This window comes from Sulfurimonas lithotrophica, from assembly GCF_009258225.1.
In the GTDB taxonomy this organism is placed as follows: domain Bacteria; phylum Campylobacterota; class Campylobacteria; order Campylobacterales; family Sulfurimonadaceae; genus Sulfurimonas; species Sulfurimonas lithotrophica.
Genome location: NZ_CP043617.1, coordinates 1,484,706 through 1,503,009 on the forward strand (window position 1 = coordinate 1,484,706; position 18,304 = coordinate 1,503,009).

The 18,304-nt window shown below is 33.1% G+C and carries 15 protein-coding genes; 9 read left to right on the forward strand and 6 right to left on the reverse strand.

The window, feature by feature from the left end; all coding sequences use genetic code 11:
- Window positions 1–11 precede the first annotated feature (11 nt).
- The 5 genes from FJR48_RS07450 to FJR48_RS07470 all read left to right on the forward strand — a co-directional run bounded on the left by FJR48_RS07450 (window position 12) and on the right by FJR48_RS07470 (window position 6,041).
- Window positions 12–230 carry a cold-shock protein gene (locus FJR48_RS07450; protein ID WP_152307524.1) on the forward strand — a complete coding sequence of 73 codons (219 nt, stop codon included), beginning with the start codon at window positions 12–14 and terminating at the stop codon, window positions 228–230.
- A 198-nt stretch (window positions 231–428) separates the two neighbouring features.
- Window positions 429–1,013 (forward strand): TetR/AcrR family transcriptional regulator, encoded by a 585-nt coding sequence (locus FJR48_RS07455; protein ID WP_152307525.1) that lies wholly within the window; start codon window positions 429–431, stop codon window positions 1,011–1,013.
- Complete coding sequence (locus FJR48_RS07460; protein ID WP_188108561.1) at window positions 1,010–2,251, forward strand: TolC family protein; 1,242 nt, start codon at window positions 1,010–1,012, stop codon at window positions 2,249–2,251. Before FJR48_RS07455 ends, FJR48_RS07460 begins: the two co-directional genes overlap by 4 nt.
- Entirely contained in the window at window positions 2,248–2,991 is a 744-nt protein-coding gene (locus FJR48_RS07465) for an efflux RND transporter periplasmic adaptor subunit (RefSeq protein ID WP_152307527.1), read from the forward strand. Before FJR48_RS07460 ends, FJR48_RS07465 begins: the two co-directional genes overlap by 4 nt.
- Window positions 2,991–6,041 carry an efflux RND transporter permease subunit gene (locus FJR48_RS07470; protein ID WP_152307528.1) on the forward strand — a complete coding sequence of 1,017 codons (3,051 nt, stop codon included), beginning with the start codon at window positions 2,991–2,993 and terminating at the stop codon, window positions 6,039–6,041. The genes FJR48_RS07465 and FJR48_RS07470 overlap by 1 nt, the downstream gene beginning before the upstream one ends.
- Before the next feature lie 134 nt (window positions 6,042–6,175).
- On the opposite strand, the gene FJR48_RS07475 is transcribed toward FJR48_RS07470, so the two are convergent.
- The 5 genes from FJR48_RS07475 to pta form a co-directional block, all read right to left on the reverse strand.
- On the reverse strand, window positions 6,176–7,504 hold the full coding sequence (locus FJR48_RS07475) for a coiled-coil domain-containing protein (protein ID WP_152307529.1): 1,329 nt from the start codon (window positions 7,502–7,504) through the stop codon (window positions 6,176–6,178).
- A gap of 127 nt (window positions 7,505–7,631) precedes the next feature.
- On the reverse strand, window positions 7,632–7,931 hold the full coding sequence (locus FJR48_RS07480; protein WP_347402051.1) for a type II toxin-antitoxin system RelE/ParE family toxin: 300 nt from the start codon (window positions 7,929–7,931) through the stop codon (window positions 7,632–7,634).
- The gene (locus FJR48_RS07485; RefSeq protein WP_223176119.1) at window positions 7,897–8,151 is read right to left on the reverse strand and encodes a prevent-host-death protein; all 255 of its coding nucleotides are present in this window, start codon (window positions 8,149–8,151) and stop codon (window positions 7,897–7,899) included. Before FJR48_RS07485 ends, FJR48_RS07480 begins: the two co-directional genes overlap by 35 nt.
- 48 nt (window positions 8,152–8,199) lie before the next feature.
- Complete coding sequence (locus FJR48_RS07490) at window positions 8,200–9,213, reverse strand: acetate/propionate family kinase (protein WP_152307532.1); 1,014 nt, start codon at window positions 9,211–9,213, stop codon at window positions 8,200–8,202.
- Entirely contained in the window at window positions 9,194–11,290 is a 2,097-nt protein-coding gene (gene pta / locus FJR48_RS07495; protein WP_152307533.1) for a phosphate acetyltransferase, read from the reverse strand. The genes FJR48_RS07490 and pta overlap by 20 nt, the downstream gene beginning before the upstream one ends.
- 61 nt (window positions 11,291–11,351) lie before the next feature.
- On the opposite strand from pta, the gene FJR48_RS07500 reads away from it, so the two are divergent.
- Window positions 11,352–12,455, forward strand: a complete 1,104-nt coding sequence (locus tag FJR48_RS07500; RefSeq protein ID WP_152307534.1) for a SpoIIE family protein phosphatase — start codon at window positions 11,352–11,354, stop codon at window positions 12,453–12,455.
- 92 nt (window positions 12,456–12,547) lie between these two features.
- A complete protein-coding gene (locus FJR48_RS07505) occupies window positions 12,548–14,509 on the forward strand; it encodes a bifunctional diguanylate cyclase/phosphodiesterase (protein ID WP_241856034.1) in 1,962 nt (653 codons plus the stop codon).
- A 6-nt stretch (window positions 14,510–14,515) separates the two neighbouring features.
- On the opposite strand, the gene FJR48_RS07510 is transcribed toward FJR48_RS07505, so the two are convergent.
- Window positions 14,516–14,932: a GNAT family N-acetyltransferase gene (locus FJR48_RS07510; protein WP_152307535.1), complete on the reverse strand. Its 417-nt coding sequence runs from the start codon at window positions 14,930–14,932 to the stop codon at window positions 14,516–14,518.
- An 82-nt stretch (window positions 14,933–15,014) separates the two neighbouring features.
- Between FJR48_RS07510 and FJR48_RS07515 the strand changes: the two genes are divergently transcribed.
- Together FJR48_RS07515 and FJR48_RS07520 are read left to right on the forward strand one after the other, a co-directional pair.
- Window positions 15,015–16,517, forward strand: coding sequence for an FAD-dependent oxidoreductase (locus FJR48_RS07515; protein ID WP_152307536.1), 1,503 nt, complete (start codon window positions 15,015–15,017; stop codon window positions 16,515–16,517).
- A 72-nt stretch (window positions 16,518–16,589) separates the two neighbouring features.
- Window positions 16,590–18,194 carry an ABC-F family ATP-binding cassette domain-containing protein gene (locus FJR48_RS07520; protein WP_152307537.1) on the forward strand — a complete coding sequence of 535 codons (1,605 nt, stop codon included), beginning with the start codon at window positions 16,590–16,592 and terminating at the stop codon, window positions 18,192–18,194.
- The last annotated feature ends 110 nt before the right edge of the window (window positions 18,195–18,304 follow it).

Below are 18,304 nucleotides of genomic sequence, written 5' to 3' on the forward strand. Positions count from 1 at the left end.
AAGGGTAATTAATGGCAGAGCTATTAGATGGAACGGTAAAGTGGTTCAATGATGAAAAAGGTTATGGTTTTATAGAACAAAAAGACGGTGGAAAAGATGTATTTGTACATTTTCGTCAAGTAAATAACCCAAACGGTGGACGTGTTACACTAAAAGACGGTCAAGCCGTGACTTTTGAACTAGGCGAAGGACAAAAAGGTCCTCAAGCTGAAAACGTAACAGCAGTATAACTTCATTAATACCTTGTATCTTTTTGCATACAAGGTATTAAACCTCAATTTCAACTTCAATTTTTTTCTTTATTAAAATATTTTAAAATATCAATTAAATCTTCTTTGATGAACTTAATGAATTAAGTTCATAAAATTGAATTAAGTTCATTTTTATATTTAAAGTATTACAATTTCATATAATTAATAGGAGAATTTATGTCTCAAATGAATGATAAAATAAAAAATATGAAACGTAAAATGATTTTAGACGAAGCACTTATTATGTTTGAGGAGTGTGGATATGAAGAGCTAAAGATTTCAGATTTAGCAAAAAAAATCGGTATTAGCGTAGGTACGATTTACTCATATTTTAAGTCAAAAGAAGAGCTTTACAGTGCATGTGTATTATCTGAAATGGAAAAAGCATATGAAGCTCATAAAATACTTTTTGCACAGGATATTTCAAATGAAGATAAGATAAAAAGTGCTATTAAAATCAAGCTTGATATTATATCCAGAAAAAGAACTTCATTAACAAGCGGCATATTAAACAACCCTTTCTTTTTTGAGTCTCATCAAATTTTGCATAAAGATATGCTTTATAAAATATATGAATTTTATATTAAGCCTATAGATGAGCTTAAAAAGATTGATATAGACTCTTATCAACTTGTATATATCTTAAATTCTCTTAGCAATGCTTATTTAATTAGATGGGCGGAAGATGATTTAGAATCACTTGAAGGTAAAGATGAGGAAGTTTTTTGTGCATTTATGAGCATACTAAAGGGGTGCAAGTGATTAAATTACTATTTTTATTAATATTTAGCACTCAAATCTTTGCATCAAGCCTGCTTGAGTTGATAGAACAAGCTCAAAAAAACGACCTTGTAGAAGTTTATAAATATAAATTAGACTCGACAGGCAAAGCTTACGAAGCTACAAAATCTTCTTATCTTCCAAGAGTTGACATCGGTGCAATCGAACAGTTTACATCACCTGCAGACTCATTGGGTGCGGGGCAGATATACAGTGCATATGCCGAAGTCACTGCCGTTTTAATAGATGGTTTTAAACGTGAAAATCTTTTAGAGGAAAAAGAAAAGTTAAATATAGCAAGCAAACATGATTTACAACAGATAAAAAAAGATATCTCTTTAGAAGTAGCATCAATATATTTTAATATGCAGATTATCAAAGCTGACATAACTTCACTAAAACACTCAAAAATACAACTCCAAGAACAGCTGCATCAACAACAAAGATTTTTTAAAGCGAAACTGACAACCGAAGATAATGTAGCAAGAATTGAAGCAGCCATAGCAAATACCGACTATCAGATTGAGCTTAAAAAATATGCATATGACGAGTATGCATCCAAACTTCATACTCTAACAAATACAGAAATTAGAGAACTAAAACAACAAAACATTATAGAGCCAAAAGATGTTGAAGCAAAAGAGTTAGACTCCATAAAATCGATGCAGGCACAAGTGGAATCTATAGGCTATAAAGCTGAGCAACTTGAGAGTACAAACTACCCTACTTTGATTTTAAGTGATAAATATTCTTATTACAAATACGGAGATGACGGACTCAAAAAACTTGGAATTCCAAATGTTGAAAGGATTGAATCTCAAAATGTAGTTACATTAAATCTTTCAATGCGACTTTTTGACTTCGGTACTGCCTCAAAACAAAAAGAGCTTGTATTATCTGAGCAAAATGCACTTTTTTCTGAACTTATCTATAAGAAAAAAGAAGTAAAAGAAAACATAAAGTTAGCACTTCGTGCAATAGAGAAAGCAAAAAAGCTTCTCTATGCATCCGAGTTGTCACAAGATGCTTCAAACAGGACTTATAAGATTGTACATAAGAAGTATAAAGCCCGTGTAGTTGACTATGTAAACTACCTAGATGCACTAAGCAACAAGATAGAAGCTGAGGCTCAATACAACCGTGCACTCGGTGCACTGCAAATTTCATATGCAAAGTATTACTACAATGCAGGATTTGATATTAAGGATTATATAAAATGATAAAAATACTAATAACGACATTGATTTTAACTTCGTCTATATTTGCGGAGGATATCTATGCTACTTTTAATGTCCAAGCTGATAAAGAATCTAAACTCACATTATCATCAAGCGGTATAGTAAAAAAGATACTGGTGGATGTAGGTGATTATGTAAAAAAAGACCAACTTCTTTTAGAGTTGGATAATGAGGATTTAAAAACATCTATATTGCTTGAGAAGAAAAAAATAGAACTGGCAACACTAAACTTGAAGTACGCAAAAAAAGCATATGAGAGATTTGAGCAGATAAAAGATGTTATAGATGAAGAACAATTTGATAACTATATTTCAAAATATGAACGTTCACAAATAGAATTGGCCGAAGCTAAAGCTAATCTGGCATACAAAACAGCAATACTTGAAAAAACATATTTAAGAGCTCCATATGACGGTGTTATCAGCTCAAAAGAGATAGAACTCGGTGCAGGTGTAAGTTCGGCTAAAATGGAGACATTGTTTACACTTATCACTCCAAAAAAACAACTTCTAAAAATATCGGTTGATGAAAAATATCTCAATAAAATTAAAATCGGTCAGACCTTTAAATACACTTTAGATAACTCAGATGCTAAAAAAGAGGCAAAGATATCAAAAATATATCCATCTATAAATCCGCAAAAACGCTCAATTACTTTAGAAGCTACAGCGAGTGATTTAAAAGTCGGTATGTTTGGTCACGGTTATTTAAAGGTTGATTAATGTATAAGTTTGCAATTGAGCGTCCAATAACAACACTGATGCTTTTTCTCTCTTTAATCTTTTTTGGTTTTATGAGTTTTAGTAAGATGAATACGGTGCTGTTTCCAAAAGTTGATTTTCCAATCATTACGGTACAAACAAACTACTATGGAGCAGATCCTGCCACTATAGAGTCTAAAGTAACAGAAAAAATAGAAGAGGCAGTTTCATCTATTTCGGGGCTTGATAAGATGAGTTCCGTAAGTAGTGAAGATGTATCCGTAGTTACTTTGATTTTTGATATTGAAGTTGATATTACAGAAGCTGCAAATGATGTAAGGGATAAAATATCGGCTCTTAGCTTGGATTCTGCCATAGAAAAACCGATAGTGAGCAAACTTGATATCGGTGCAGCACCTGTTCTTTCGCTTTTTATTGCATCTTCTAGTGTTAAGCCAAGTCAACTTATGATAGATGTAGATGAAAAAATAAAGCCGATGATAGAGCGTTTAAAAGGTGTCGGTAATATAAAAACCATAGGTTATCAAGATAGAGAGATTCGCATCTATCCGGACCCTTTTGCACTAAGAAAGTATGGCATCACTACACTTGATTTGGAAAAACTTATCCAAGCTTCAAACGTAAAGATAAGCGGCGGAAAACTTGTAGCTGAAAAAGAGCAGACTATAGTAAACATACGTGCAAATGCCATGAGTATAGAATCTTTAGAAAACTTTGAAATTCTTCAAGGTGTTAAACTAAAAGATATTGCAAAAATAAAAGACGGAATCGAAGATGCAAAAAGCATATCTACACTAAACGGTGAAAGAGGTGTTATTTTACAAATCCAAAAACTCTCAGATGCAAATACCCTAAACGTTATTAACAGAATCAAAGGTGTAATTCCGGATATTGAGAAAAGAATAGGCAGTGATTATAAACTGCAATATTTTAACGATACATCGAACTTTATAAACAGTTCACTTGAACATGTTTTATTTGACCTTATATACGGCGGTATATTGGCTATTATAATCGTGTTTTTCTTTTTAAGAAACTTTACGGCTACTTTAGTATCTGCCGTGGCAATACCGACTTCAATCATAGGTACTTTTTTTCTTATGGATCTGTTTGGATACGACTTAAACAAGGTAAGTATGCTCGGTCTGACACTTGCTATCGGTATATTTATAGATGATGCGATAGTTGTAATTGAAAATATTTATAAAAAGATGGAAAAAGGATTAAATAAAGTAGAGGCTTCAATTGAAGGCACACGTGAGATTGCTTTTTCAATCCTTGCAATCTCTGCTATGCTTTTATCCGTTTTTATCCCCGTAAGTATGATGAGCTCCATTGTAGGGCAGTTTTTCAACGCCTTTGCATTTACCGTAGCTATCGGTATTTTTATATCTTACTTTGTTGCCGTAATGCTTATACCGACTCTTAGTGCAAGGGTTTTAAAAAAAGGTGAATCAAAATTTTATCATATGACCGAGCCTATTTTCGTAGCTATAGACAAGAGTTATGTAAAGATTGTAGGACTTACTATCAAGTATGCAAAAACTACTATTTTACTCGCTTTTTTAACTCTTATAGGAAGTTTTTCTATGGTTGGAATGATAGGTATGGACTTTGTTCCAAAAGAAGACAAAAGTGAAATAGAAGTAACGCTTAAAGCTCCTATAGGCGTGAGTTTGGAAGAGATGGGTCGTCGTAGTGAAGCTATCGCACAAAAGATAAAAGAAAACCCCTATGTAGAATATACGGCATTAACCGTAGCATATAACAACACTCAAGATGCACATAAAGCACAAATATATGTAAAGCTTATGGATGTATCAAAAAGAACAACTACTCAAGAACAAATTATTCAAACACTAAGGGAATCACTAAAAGACTTTAAAGGTTTTGAGAGAATTGCAGTTGCAGATATACCTAACATCAAAGGTGCAGGAGCAAATGCACCTTTTGTTATGGTCTTACAAGGGAGTGATTTAGACGAACTTCAAGTAGTTGCTAAAAAGATTCAAGAGAGAATGGGTAAAAATAAAGGTATAGTTGAAATAGCAGACAACTATGAGACCGGAAAACCTGAACTCTCTGTTGAGATAAAGCGTGAAGATGCTGCGAACTTAGGTGTTTCGGTTCAAGAGATAAGTTCAATAATATCTACTATACTATCAAGTGAACGTGCAGTAAGCCAGTTTGAAGAAAACGGAAAACAGTATGACATCACTATGCGTTTTTCGGATGAGTATAGAAAAAGTGTTGAAGATTTAAAACGTCTTGAAGTAAAAACCGCAAACGGTGACTTTGTAGCACTTGAAGGTTTGGTAAACTTTGAAAACTCAACAGGACCTGCTTCAATCAACCACTACAACAGACAACGCCAAATAAGCATCGAGGCAAACCTTGCAGGCGTACCGCTTGGAGAAGCAGTATCAACTGCACTAAAAGGGATAGAAAAAGATTTAGGCGATAATATAAAATACAGCTTTTTGGGTATGGCTGAAGAGATGGGAAAAATGGGAAAAGACTTTAGTTTGGCTTTTGGTCTTGCCTTTTTGATGATGTTTATAATACTAGCTGCACTTTATGAATCGTTACTTCAACCTTTAATCATCATGGTGGCTCTTCCATTATCTTTTATAGGGGTGCTTTTAGCTCTTATATTGGCAGGTAAAAACTTTAACCTTTTTACAATGATGGGGATTATACTACTTATGGGTATGGTCGGTAAAAATGCCGTACTTTTAGTTGACTTTGCAAACCAGCAACTTAAAAAGGGACTAAGCGTAACGGAAGCTCTTGTTTTAGCAGGTGAGAAAAGACTTCGCCCTATTTTGATGACGACGTTTGCAATGGTTTTTGCGATGCTTCCGCTTGTGTTTATGAAAGGTGCAGGATACGAGTCCAACTCTCCAATGGCGACGGCAGTAGTAGGCGGACTTATATCGTCTATGCTTTTAACACTTCTCATAGTCCCTGCTATATACAAGTTTTTAAGTCCACTTGATATCTGGATGCGAAAGTTTTATGACTTGAACTTTATGAAAGAGAGTCCTTAAAAGTTTTGAGAAACTTTATTTTGGACTTTTGGAGTACAATAATTTTTGTTCCAAATATAAGAGGTTTAGAAATTTAACATTTGAGTTGAGAAATATTTGAGCCGCATGGTCAAATATTTCTCTCCAATGTTTTGTTATGTATCTTCAGTCGCTTCAGTTTTTTTCTTTTTAAAATCAGGCAAATATTCTAGTAAAGATGTTTTAACTTTATATTCGTAGTCTTCGCCTATTTCATTTTTTAAATGGCTTTTCAGCAAATCCATTTTAAGTTTTGTTCTCAAGTCAAATTTGTCTTTTTCATCAAGCTCTAATCCAATAATTGATTTTTCAGCAACATCTTTAGCAATAATTCCAATTTTTGTAAATATTCTTTTTTGCTTATGTATATGAATGATATTTTTAATAAATATTTTTGAAATTTCATAAGAAACAAATAGAATGGATAAGACTATAATTACGAATGGAACTCTACTCCAGAATACTGATGATATTTCAATATTTTCTTTCGTCTCAAATACAGTTGTCAAATCAGAAGCACCAAAAAATACAATTAAAGATACTAAAGCAATTGTAACCCAAGGTATTATTGATAGTTTTGTATATAACAAAATGTCTTTATTCCCTTGCTCAATATATTCTTTCATCTCTGTTGCAAATATATTTGTATCTTCTGTTAATTTTTTCAATTCATCATTTTGATTGGATATTTTTAAATTTAGTTGATTTGATGTTTCATTTAGCTGTTGGATATTATTTTCGAGATTTGTATTTTCTGTAGTTAACGATTCTTTTTTAACTGTAAGTTGATTTGTATCATTTTCTAAGGAAGTTTTAGAATCTGTTAAAGTAGATATTTCATCTTCTAATGTACTTATGTCATTGTTTAATGAATCTATAGTCTCTTTTTTAGTATTAATAAGTTCATTTTTTTCAATTAACTTGTCTTCTAGCTCTCTATTTTTATTTTCTATATCATCTGACAAAGTTTGTAAAGATAATTTAGAATTTTCTAGTTCTTTTACTTTATCTTTAATTGATTCTAAGTCGTTAAGCTTAAATCCAACTATCTCAATATGAGTAAGTTTTATTTTATTTATTAGTCTTTTTGGTGCTTTGATTTTAAATTCATTGAGTACTTTTTTAGGTAACCAAACTTTATGCTCTTTATTTGTAAAGGTTATTGTAGAACTATTGTTTTTATAATCTATAGCTACAATTTCTAAATCTTTTAAATTTACATCATCTTCTGTTTTAAAAATAACTTTTTGGATATATATTGGTTCTGTAAACTTAAAACTATAATATTTATTTTTTAATTGATATGAAAAATCTTCAATATCTTTAATTAAATTCATAATTTGCCCAGATTGGTTTTCAATGACTTCAATATCTAATACATAAGGGTTTATTTCATCATAATTTTCAATATCTTGTTTTATTTCATTTAGTTTATCTTCTAGCATATTTAAATATTCCTTTTTTATTTTATACATAACTATTTATTCAAACACATTATATACAGAATAACCTAAAAAAACAAAAATAACTTACACATAAATGTTTGTTAAGTTCAAGAAAGCGTACTAATTGTTAGTATACTTCATCATGAGAACCTATCTCCACTGGAATGATTTCTTTTTTTGTGAAGATTAGTTCAAGTGTTATTCTATAACTGATATTAATTGAAACAGAATGAAGATCTGAAAGTTTTCCGGACAGCTTGTGCAATCTCAAAGAAGGATGATGAGGATTTACCTCTAAAAGTTTAATAGTTTTCTCATACTGAGAAAGCACCTCTGGATGTTTCTTTATAAACTTTCGTAAACGTTTTTCATATTGCTCTGTAAAGATTAGCTTATAGGTCATTATGAAGTGCCTTGATATGCTCATCAGCAGTCATAGTTTTTGCTTTTCCTTCTTCAATCTCTTTACGTGTCTCAATCAGTGCGGCTTCAAGTTCACACTCTCTAAGATAGTTATAATGTTCAAGATCCATCACAACATATTTAGATTTACCACGTACACTTATAATTGCTTCATTATCTAACTTTAGCGCTTCATCTAGTATTGTCACACCACGAGTTTTAAGATCATTTGCCATAATAGTCATAATACAATCCTTTTAATAATACTTTTGATAGTATTATAACACATACTATTAAATAATCTGTCTAGCTATCTCCAACTCCTCATCGGTATCTATTACAAACATATTTTTTATATCCATATTTTTCATAATTCTATCTCTTATGTAAGAAGAATGTTCCCCTATTCCACCCGTAAAAACCACTGCATCTAGTCTATCCATAAGTGACATATATGCACCTATGTATTTTCTAACTCTTCTTACCATCATATCTAACGCCAGTTTTGACTTTTCATCGTCTGATGCGATGATGCTTCTTACATCACTTTTTCCGCAAATACCTTTTAGACCTGATTTTTTATTTAGTATAGTGTCCATCTCACCGACGTCATATCCAAGCGTCCTTTGCAAGTAAAGAACAATAGCAGGATCAATATCTCCGCTTCGTGTACCCATTATCAAACCTTCCAAAGGTGTAAAACCCATCGAGGTATCTATACTTTTTCCATTCTCGATTGCACAGATGCTCTCACCGTTACCGAGATGCATAGAGATTATATTTAACTCACTTAGCGGTTTATTTAATCTTTTAGCTGTCTCTTTAGCTATGTAAAAATGGCTAGTTCCGTGAAAACCGTAACGCCTGATTCCATACTTTTCATACATCTCATAAGGGAGTGCATATAAAAAAGCCTCTTTAGCCATTGTAGAGTGAAATGCCGTATCAAAAACGGCATATTGTTTTAACTCTGGTGCTATCTTTTTTACAGATATAATACCTTGAAGATTTGCGGGATTATGCAGAGGTGCTAAAAGGCTTAAACTGTCTATATCTTTTATAACTTCATTTGTAACCAATGTAGCTTTTTTAAACTTCTCTCCACCGTGAACAACCCTGTGTCCAACAGCATCCAAATCATGAAAATTTATACCCATGCTGTCGAGTTGTTTAATAACCTCATCCAGTGCATCTGAATGGCTAGTAATCTCTTCAAGATTTAGTTTAAATATAACACTCTCGTCTTTCATATCAAAGAGTTTGAACTTAAGTGAGGAACTTCCAGAGTTAATTACGGCTAGTTTCATCTTTTTGTCCTGCCTGGATTGCCGTAATTGCAACCGTGTTTACTATATCTTCTACAAGACAACCTCGACTTAAGTCGTTTATTGGTTTATTTAAACCCTGTAGTATCGGTCCGATTGCTACTGCATCTGAGGAGCGTTGAACTGCTTTGTATGTGTTGTTTCCGGTATTTAAATCAGGAAAAATAAGTACATTTGCTTCTCCTGCTACCTTTGAGTTTGGCAGTTTTTTAGCTGCAACGTCTTTGTTTATTGCGGCATCGTACTGTATAGGGCCTTCAAACTCATAATCACTGCACATCTCTTTTACAAGTTTTGTAGCCTCTTTTACTTTATCTACATCTGCACCGCTTCCGCTATCACCTGTTGAGTATGAAAGAAGAGCTACTTTAGGCTCTACTCCAAAGGCATGAGCAGTTTTTGCGGACGAGAGTGCGATTTCGGCTAACTCTTTTGCATCAGGGTCTTGATTTACCGCACAATCTCCATACACTAAGACTTTGGTCTTAAGACACATAAAAAATACTGATGAGACCAAAGATACATCAGATGTAGTTTTAATAATCTGCAAAGCTGGACGAATAGTATCTCCCGTAGAATGTGATGCTCCGCTAACCATACCGTCGGCATATCCCAGATGCACCATCATAGTCGCAAAGTAGTTTACGTGAGCCATTGCATCTGCTGCACCTTCACGAAGAAGACCTTTATCTTTTCTCATCTCGTAAAAGCTATCTATAAATTTATCCATAAGTTCTGATTTATCTGGATCTATAATGGTAGATTTATCTAAATTCAGACCTAACTTTCCGTATCTGTCTTTTATTTCTTCTTCATTTCCAAGTAGTATAATATTTGCAACATCACGCTTTAAAATAATGTCCGCAGCACGTAAGATTCTATCATCATTGGATTCAGGGAGTACTATTGTTTTTTTATTGTTTGAAGCTATGTTAAAGAGTTTGTACTCAAACATCATAGGTGTCATTACATCATTTTGAGCACTTTGAATTCTTTTCTCAATCTTTTGAATATCAACATTGTTGTTAAACATCCCGAGTGCCAAGGCTATCTTTCGTTTAGAGTTTACTCTTAGTCTTGCATTTAGTTTTGAGATATTATTTGCCGTAGTATATGTATCTGTAGTGACCGAAAGAAGAGGTATGTTGATATCATCAAGCCCATCTATAAGTTTTTTTATATTCGGATGCATATCAAGTTCAAAAGGAAATATGATTCCGGCTATATTTGGATAGTTTTTAGAATAAACAGCACCTAAGATGCCAAGTATTATCTCACTTCTATCGGCAGGGACTATAATTAACTCGCCTTCTTCTATACGACCCAAAAAATTATCCAAAGAGAGTGCTACTACCTTTGGTGCTTTTATAGCCCTTGAATAATCAAGTTCATCCATCATTATAACTTCGGCATCCAAACCGTCTATAACGTCGGCTATACTAAGGTATGTCAACTCTTCAACTTCAGGCAAAAGATAAATATCATCTATGTTTTTTGTTTTTTCACTTAGATTATCTAACTGCTTTTCATCGAGTCTATTTACAAAAGTGGCAAAATGTGTACAACCTGCTTGTTTTAAGTTTTCATTTTCAATCAAAATATATTCATATATATCATGTACGCTTTTATCTTTTGCACTAAGTATATTTAACACGGGTGAGCCAAAATTTTGTGCTATAAGTATGTTGATATCAAAGTTTATCGTACTTGTCAAAAATGAGTGTCGAATCCCTTCGCATAGAACAAAATCATAATCTTTTTCTAGTTTTTTAAACTTTTTTATAAGCAAATTTATAAGTTCATTTGTTTTATTTTGAGATATCATCTGCTCAACAAACTCTATATCGTATCCGTAACATTCACTATAATCTATATCCAGCGAATATCGCTCCTTTATAAAACTAATATCACCGTCTTTTAGATTATCTTTAAATATAATCGGTCTAAAAAAGGCTACTTTTGGTATGTTTCTTTTAAGTATTTCCATCATACCCATTGTTATAAATAGCGTGCCGGCATTTTTTTCTTGTGAAGATATATATAATGATTTTGTTTTCATATATGAATTATAACATTAAGATATGACTTTTATATGCTAAAATATCAGCCTAAGGATTTATATGAATAGCAAAAGCAGTATTTCCAAAAAAGAGTTGTCTCTTTTAAAACAGTATCAAAATATGGTTGACGAAACCAATGTCGTATCAAAAACAGATACACGCGGAATCATTACATATGTAAACGATAAATTCGTGAATGTTTCAGGATATAGCCGCGAAGAGCTTATCGGTAAACCTCACAGCATAGTACGTGATCCGGATATGTCTTCAACAGTTTTTAACAATATGTGGAGAACAATAAGTTCCAAAAAAGTTTGGCACGGAATCATAACCAACTTAAATAAAAATGGTACAAAATTTACTTTTAAAGCTTCCGTATTCCCTATCTTTAATGAATCAAATGAAATAATAGAATATATATCAATTCGCCATGACCTTACCGAACTTATGAGTCTTTACCATAAAATTGATGAGATTAACAGCTATAAAACACAACAGGAACTACTTGCAAAAAGTAAATTAGAAGCGGGTATTGTAAATGATTTGGATAAAGATGAATACAATGTACTGCATCTGGCTTCAGATATACTTAGCGGGGATTTTTATTCTATATACAAAATGGACAACGGTTCGACATTTGTTTATCTTGTTGATGGTCAAGGTCACGGTATATCCCCCGCTCTGACCGTTTTTGCCATATCTTCGATGCTAAATCAGTTTATATATAAGATGTCGTCTATGGATGAACTTATAAGTCGCTTATACCCAAGTGCAAAAGACTTTTTGGCAGAAGATGAACAACTTTCATATATTATGTTAATGATTAGCCCCGATAAAAAAACCATAACCTATTCAGCAGGCGGAATGTATCCGTTTTTGATTAAGACACCAAAAGAAATTATAAAAATAAAGTCTAACAATACTCCGTTTATGAATTTTTCAGATGTCCCAAATTGTGACTCTATAGAAGTAAAAAGCTGGGAAAACATTGTCTTATACAGTGACGGTATAGTAGAACATCAAAATGAAGAACTAAAAGATTGTTCTCCGGAAAATATGATAAGCAATACATTAAACATTCAAGAGTCTTTAGACAAAGCTTCTGCGTATAACTTTGATGATGATGTAACTGTCATAAATATAAATAATCTAAAGAAAAATTAATAATTTACAATTTTTATAATATTTTCAAATTTCGCTTAAGATTATTATAGTAACATAATATAATTTTTTAAAATATTAAGGTTTTATAGACATTGAAAAGAAATACGACTTTTACAAAAATAACAGCTAAAATAATATTTGTAACACTCTTTATCACTCTAATACTATCTTATTCATATGCTGAATACATGAAAAGAGAAGCTATATCCGAAATAGCTCACTTAGATGCAAAAAAAACAAGCGGTCTTGTTTTTGAAACTTTATATACAGCGATGCAAAAAGGATGGACCAGAGACGATATAAACGAAATCATCACAAGACTTAACGGTGTTGATAAAAGCATGAAAATAAATGTCTATAGAAGTTCCCTTGTTTCTGAACTTTATGGAGAGATTGAAAAAGACAAATATACAAGGGAAAACCTACCTGAAGTAAAAAAGGCAATCTTAGGTGCAGAAACATTAAACATATACGACAATTCAAGTATTAACTATTTTTATCCCGTTAAAGCTAAAAACGACTGTTTGAGATGCCATACAAACGTTAAAGTAAATGATACTCTTGGAGTAATCAATATATCTTACCCGATTAGAGAGTTAAAAATTTCTCTAAGCTTTATTATTAACTTTTTTATTGTTTTCATCACTGTTTTTTCACTTATAATATTTTTGGCAATCTTTTTAAACCTTGACAAATATATTATTCAACCTATAAAAGATTTCTCAAATGTTATAAAAGAGATTACAAACTCACAAGATATGAAACAGCGAATAGAGGTAAATGACAAAATTGAAGAGATGGATTCTATTAAGGGTGTATTTAACTCGATGCTTGATTCAATTGAGCATCAGTTTTATAACGATTCTCTTACAAACCTTAAAAACAGACGAAGTCTTATAGAAGAACTTGAACGTAAAAACAATTTAGCATTAATGATTATAAATATAGATTCCTTTCAAGAAATAAACGATCTCTACGGTGATGAAGCAGGTGACGAATTACTAATAGAGTTTTCAAAATATTTACAACAAATCACACCGAATAAAGATTATATATATAGGCTTCATGCTGATGAATTTGCTTATCTGTGTGCAGCAGACGTAGATATAAAAGAGTTTATAAACTATGCAGCATTAATTAGTGAAAGAATTACTAAAAAAAGTTTTACCATAAGTTCAAAGAGTGAAGTGAACCTAAGTGTTACCATAGGTTTATCCTACGGTACAGACTTACTTTTAGCAAATGCAGATACCGCACTAATGGTTGCTAAAAAAACAAGAAAGAACTATCTTGTATATGATGATTCTATGGCTATGTCTAAAGAGTACGAGAAAAACTTTTTATGGAACAAACACCTAAAACAGGCTATAGAAGAAGACCGAATCATACCTGTATTTCAACCTATAGTTGATTGTAAAACTAAGGAAATCATAAAGTATGAATCACTGATGAGAATCAAAAACGAAGACGGAACTCTTATAGCACCTATACATTTTTTAGAACTGGCAAAGAAAAACAAGATGTATCCCAAACTTACAAAGATAATGATAAATAAAACATTTGAAGCATTTAAAGAAACGGATAAACAAGTCTCCATCAATATATCTGTTGAAGATATACTAAATGAAGATATATATGAATATATAATGGATAAACTCGGCAAGTGTAAAATTAACAGCAATATAGTATTTGAAATTATAGAGTCAGAAGGTATTGAAAACTTTGATGAAGTGTTTAAGTTCATCAACGATATAAAAAGCTTTAATGCAAAAGTATCTATAGACGACTTTGGAACAGGGTATTCAAACTTTGAGTATCTTATGAAACTTCAAGTTGATTATATAAAAATAGACGGTTCTATGATTAAAAATATAGATGTAGATAAAAACTCTATGATGATTACGCAAACTATAGTTGAATTTGCCAAAAAAATGGGGATACAAACAATTGCCGAATTTGTATATTCTAAAGAAGTATATGAAAAAACTTTAGAACTCGGTGTCGATTATGCACAAGGATACTACTTTGGAGAGCCAAAAGAGAGTATAGAATAGTCTGGTTTATACCTCTTTTATAAACATATAACTTTTTTTCTCAAATCCCATTTTTTCATAAAATCTATGTGCATCTACCCTTTGCAAACCTGAAGATAAAACAATATTTTCACACATAGCGACTTTGGCATAATTTACTAAATAATCAATCATTGCATCTCCGTATCCGCGAGAACGAAACGAATCATATGTAACTAAATCATCCACAAAAAGATGACGTTTATGATAAAGGTTTGTTTGTATAAATACACCCGCATAGGTTACAAGTTCAATTCCTTCGAAAACTCCAATCATCTTGTAATCTTTATGACGCATCTCATATACTAAATCTTCAAACTCTTCATATTCAAGACCAATTCTAAGTTGAGACAAAACCTCATACGCTTCAGGCAGTTCTTTTAAATCTAATTCTCTTATTTGCATAAGCGTATTTTACACTATTTTTCACCCTAATAAAACAAAAACTTTTGTTATAATTGTAACAATATAAAATATAGGTAGTCTAATGTCAACAACTAAAAACTATGAAGTGATAATTGTCGGAGCGGGAATAACAGGAACTGCCCTAGCCTACACACTTGCTAGATATACAGATATAAAGTCGATAGCTATAATCGAGAAATACGAAGATGTCTCAACTCTCAACTCAAACGGAACTAGTAATTCACAAACTATTCATGCTGGAGATATAGAGACGAACTATACACTTGAAAAGGCTTCTATTACAAAGCGTACATCCAAAATGATAGAGAGATACTGTTTAAATAACCAACTCCAAAACGAAGTGATATTTTCACATCAAAAAATGGCACTCGGTGTAGGTGAAAAAGAGGTGGAATTTTTGCTTCATAGATTTGAAGAGTTTAATAAACTTTTTCCTTATCTGGAAGTTTGGGATAAAGAAAAACTAAAAGAACTTGAACCTCGTGTAGTTTACGATGAAAACGGTAATGAAAGAGCTGAACATATAGTAGGAGTCGGGACACAAGGTCAGTGGACTACAGTTGATTTTAAAAAACTCTCTGTTGATTTTATAGAGCGTGCTAAAAAAGAGGAAGGTGTAACGGTTGATTTGTTCTTAAATACGGAAGTTAAGGATATTGAGCGTTCATCTAAACGCGGATATGTTGTAAAAACACCAAACGGAAACTTTTATGCGGACTTTGTGGCTACGGATGCGGGTGCTCATTCACTGTTTTTAGCACATCGTATGGGCTTTGGTCACAACCTCGGCTGTTTACCAGTTGCAGGTAGCTTTTATATGACACAAAAGAAACTTCTAAACGGTAAAGTCTATATGATTCAAAACCCAAAACTGCCATTTGCAGCACTTCACGGCGACCCTGATATCTTAGCTGATGGAAATACACGTTTTGGTCCTACGGCACTTGTTCTTCCAAAGTTGGAGCGTTACAAGCCTGGTACATATATGGACTTTTGGAAAACTCTAAGATTTGATATGAATATAGTCAAAGCTCTTTGGAAACTTCTAAAAGAGAGTGATATACGCAATTATCTTTTTACAAACTTTTTATACGAAGTACCTATACTGAACAAATATCTGTTTTTACGAGCTGCAAGAAAAGTAGTACCCGGACTGAAAATGGATGAATTTGAATATGCAGACGGCTTTGGCGGTGTACGTCCACAGGTATTAAACAAAGATGAGCAAAAACTAATGCTCGGTGAAGCTTCTATCTATACGGGAGAGGGTCTGATATTTAACATGACGCCATCGCCGGGTGCTACATCATGTCTTGGAAATGCAGAAAGAGATGCAAAATACATCGCAACATATCTTGGTAAGAGCTTTGATGAAGAACACTTTAACGACGAACTTACAGAGGGTGAATACTGTGTACTTCCTGAGCCTTTACGTGCACAAACTGCTGTTGTGAACTTAATACGTGCAGAGATTGAACGTACGCATGAAAAATATAAAAAAGCCGTATATCAAGGTCATCCGGATGAAGAATTTTGGGATAAACCACACTCAAAATTAAAGTAACCAAGGTTTAAACAACTCTTAGGTATAATTCGCGAAATATAACAAGAAATTTATACCTTAAGAGAGAGATGCATGGTAACAGTTCAAAACTTAACAAAACGCTTTGGAAACAGGGTTTTGTTTCAAGAAATCAACCTTAAATTAGACCGTCATAAACGTTACGGTCTTATCGGTGCCAACGGTGCCGGAAAAACTACATTTTTAAAAATCCTATCCGGTCAAGATGAAGAGTTTGAAGGCGAGGTAATCATACCAAAAGCCAACAAAGTCGGAGTTCTTGGTCAAAATCAATTTGCATTTGAAGACTACACTATTATGGATGCCGTACTTTTCGGTAACAAAAGACTCTACGATGCAGTTAAAGAAAAAGAAGACCTATACACTAACGGTAACTTTGAAGACGATGCCGTAAACAACCGTCTGGCTGAGCTTGAAGTTATCTGTGTTGAAGAAGATCCTACTTACGAATATGAAGTAAATATAGGTAAAATCTTAGAAAACGTCGGTATCCCCGTAGAAGATCACTACAACCTTATGAGTTCACTCGACTCTGCTGATAAATTTAAAGTTTTACTTGCTCAGGTACTTTTTCCAAAACCTGATGTATTATTTTTAGATGAGCCTACAAATAACCTTGACATTCAAACAATAAGCTGGCTTGAAGATGAACTGCAACGCCATGAAGGAACTATGGTAGTTATCTCTCACGATAGACACTTCCTAAACTCAGTTGTTACTCATATCTTAGATGTTGATTATCAAAAAATCCGTGAATTCACAGGTAACTATGATGACTGGTATATCGCTGCAAACGTTATCGCAAAACAACAAGAGCTTGACAATGCGAAAAAACAAAAAGAGAAAGAACAACTTGAAGCCTTTGTTAGAAGATTCAGCGCTAATGCATCTAAAGCAAAACAAGCTACGTCACGTCAAAAACAACTTGATAAACTTGTTATTGACGATATCAAACCATCATCTCGCCGTGACCCGTCAATAGTTTTCAAAGCTCAGCGTGTAATGGGTGATGAAGCTTTAGAGATTCACAATATATCGCATTCATATGGTGACGAGCAAGTTCTTAACGACATCACTTTAAAATTTGAACCTGATGAAAAGGTTGCACTTATCGGTGGAAACGGTGTCGGTAAAACAACTTTACTTAAAATCATAATGGAAGAGATGAAACCAAGTAGCGGTGAAGTTAAATGGGGTGCTACAATCGAGCCTTCATACTTCCCGCAAGATACGGCCGACATAATAGAAGGCGACGGTACGCTTTACGACTGGTTACGTGCGTTCGATCCTAAGCGTGACATAGCTGAGATAAGAAACTGTCTTGGTCGTATGCTTTTTAACGGTGAACAGCAAGAAAAATCTGTTGTATCTATCTCAGGTGGAGAAAAACACCGTATGATGCTAAGTAAGATGATGCTAGAAGGCGGAAACTTCTTAGTACTGGATGAACCGTCAAACCACCTTGACCTTGAGGCTATCGTTGCACTTGGTGAAGCTCTGCATGAGTTTAAAGGTAATGTAATCTGTGTATCTCATGACCGTGAGTTACTGGATGCTTATGCTACACGTATCTTAGAGATACAAGAAGACGGTACTATCATAGACTTTAAAGGTACATATGAAGAGTTTGCCGAAGCTAAGGCTGATGGTAAACTGTAAGTTTTACCATCTCTTCCATCGAAATGATAGGCTCACTATCAGTGAGTCTTTTTTCTGCCATAACCTACTCCTGATATATTTAACATTTTGCTAAACTATTAAGATTTTTG

What these genes read in the sequence shown, in the direction of transcription:
- FJR48_RS07470 (WP_152307528.1), top strand. Translation starts at nt 2,991, where the DNA reads ATGTATAAGTTTGCAATTGAGCGTCCAATAACAACACTGATGCTTTTT.
- FJR48_RS07490 (WP_152307532.1), bottom strand. Translation starts at nt 9,213, where the DNA reads ATGAAACTAGCCGTAATTAACTCTGGAAGTTCCTCACTTAAGTTCAAA.
- FJR48_RS07515 (WP_152307536.1), top strand. Translation starts at nt 15,015, where the DNA reads ATGTCAACAACTAAAAACTATGAAGTGATAATTGTCGGAGCGGGAATA.
- FJR48_RS07510 (WP_152307535.1), bottom strand. Translation starts at nt 14,932, where the DNA reads ATGCAAATAAGAGAATTAGATTTAAAAGAACTGCCTGAAGCGTATGAG.
- FJR48_RS07520 (WP_152307537.1), top strand. Translation starts at nt 16,590, where the DNA reads ATGGTAACAGTTCAAAACTTAACAAAACGCTTTGGAAACAGGGTTTTG.
- FJR48_RS07465 (WP_152307527.1), top strand. Translation starts at nt 2,248, where the DNA reads ATGATAAAAATACTAATAACGACATTGATTTTAACTTCGTCTATATTT.
- FJR48_RS07455 (WP_152307525.1), top strand. Translation starts at nt 429, where the DNA reads ATGTCTCAAATGAATGATAAAATAAAAAATATGAAACGTAAAATGATT.
- FJR48_RS07450 (WP_152307524.1), top strand. Translation starts at nt 12, where the DNA reads ATGGCAGAGCTATTAGATGGAACGGTAAAGTGGTTCAATGATGAAAAA.
- FJR48_RS07485 (WP_223176119.1), bottom strand. Translation starts at nt 8,151, where the DNA reads ATGACTATTATGGCAAATGATCTTAAAACTCGTGGTGTGACAATACTA.
- pta (WP_152307533.1), bottom strand. Translation starts at nt 11,290, where the DNA reads ATGAAAACAAAATCATTATATATATCTTCACAAGAAAAAAATGCCGGC.
- FJR48_RS07500 (WP_152307534.1), top strand. Translation starts at nt 11,352, where the DNA reads ATGAATAGCAAAAGCAGTATTTCCAAAAAAGAGTTGTCTCTTTTAAAA.
- FJR48_RS07475 (WP_152307529.1), bottom strand. Translation starts at nt 7,504, where the DNA reads ATGCTAGAAGATAAACTAAATGAAATAAAACAAGATATTGAAAATTAT.
- FJR48_RS07480 (WP_347402051.1), bottom strand. Translation starts at nt 7,931, where the DNA reads ATGAGCATATCAAGGCACTTCATAATGACCTATAAGCTAATCTTTACA.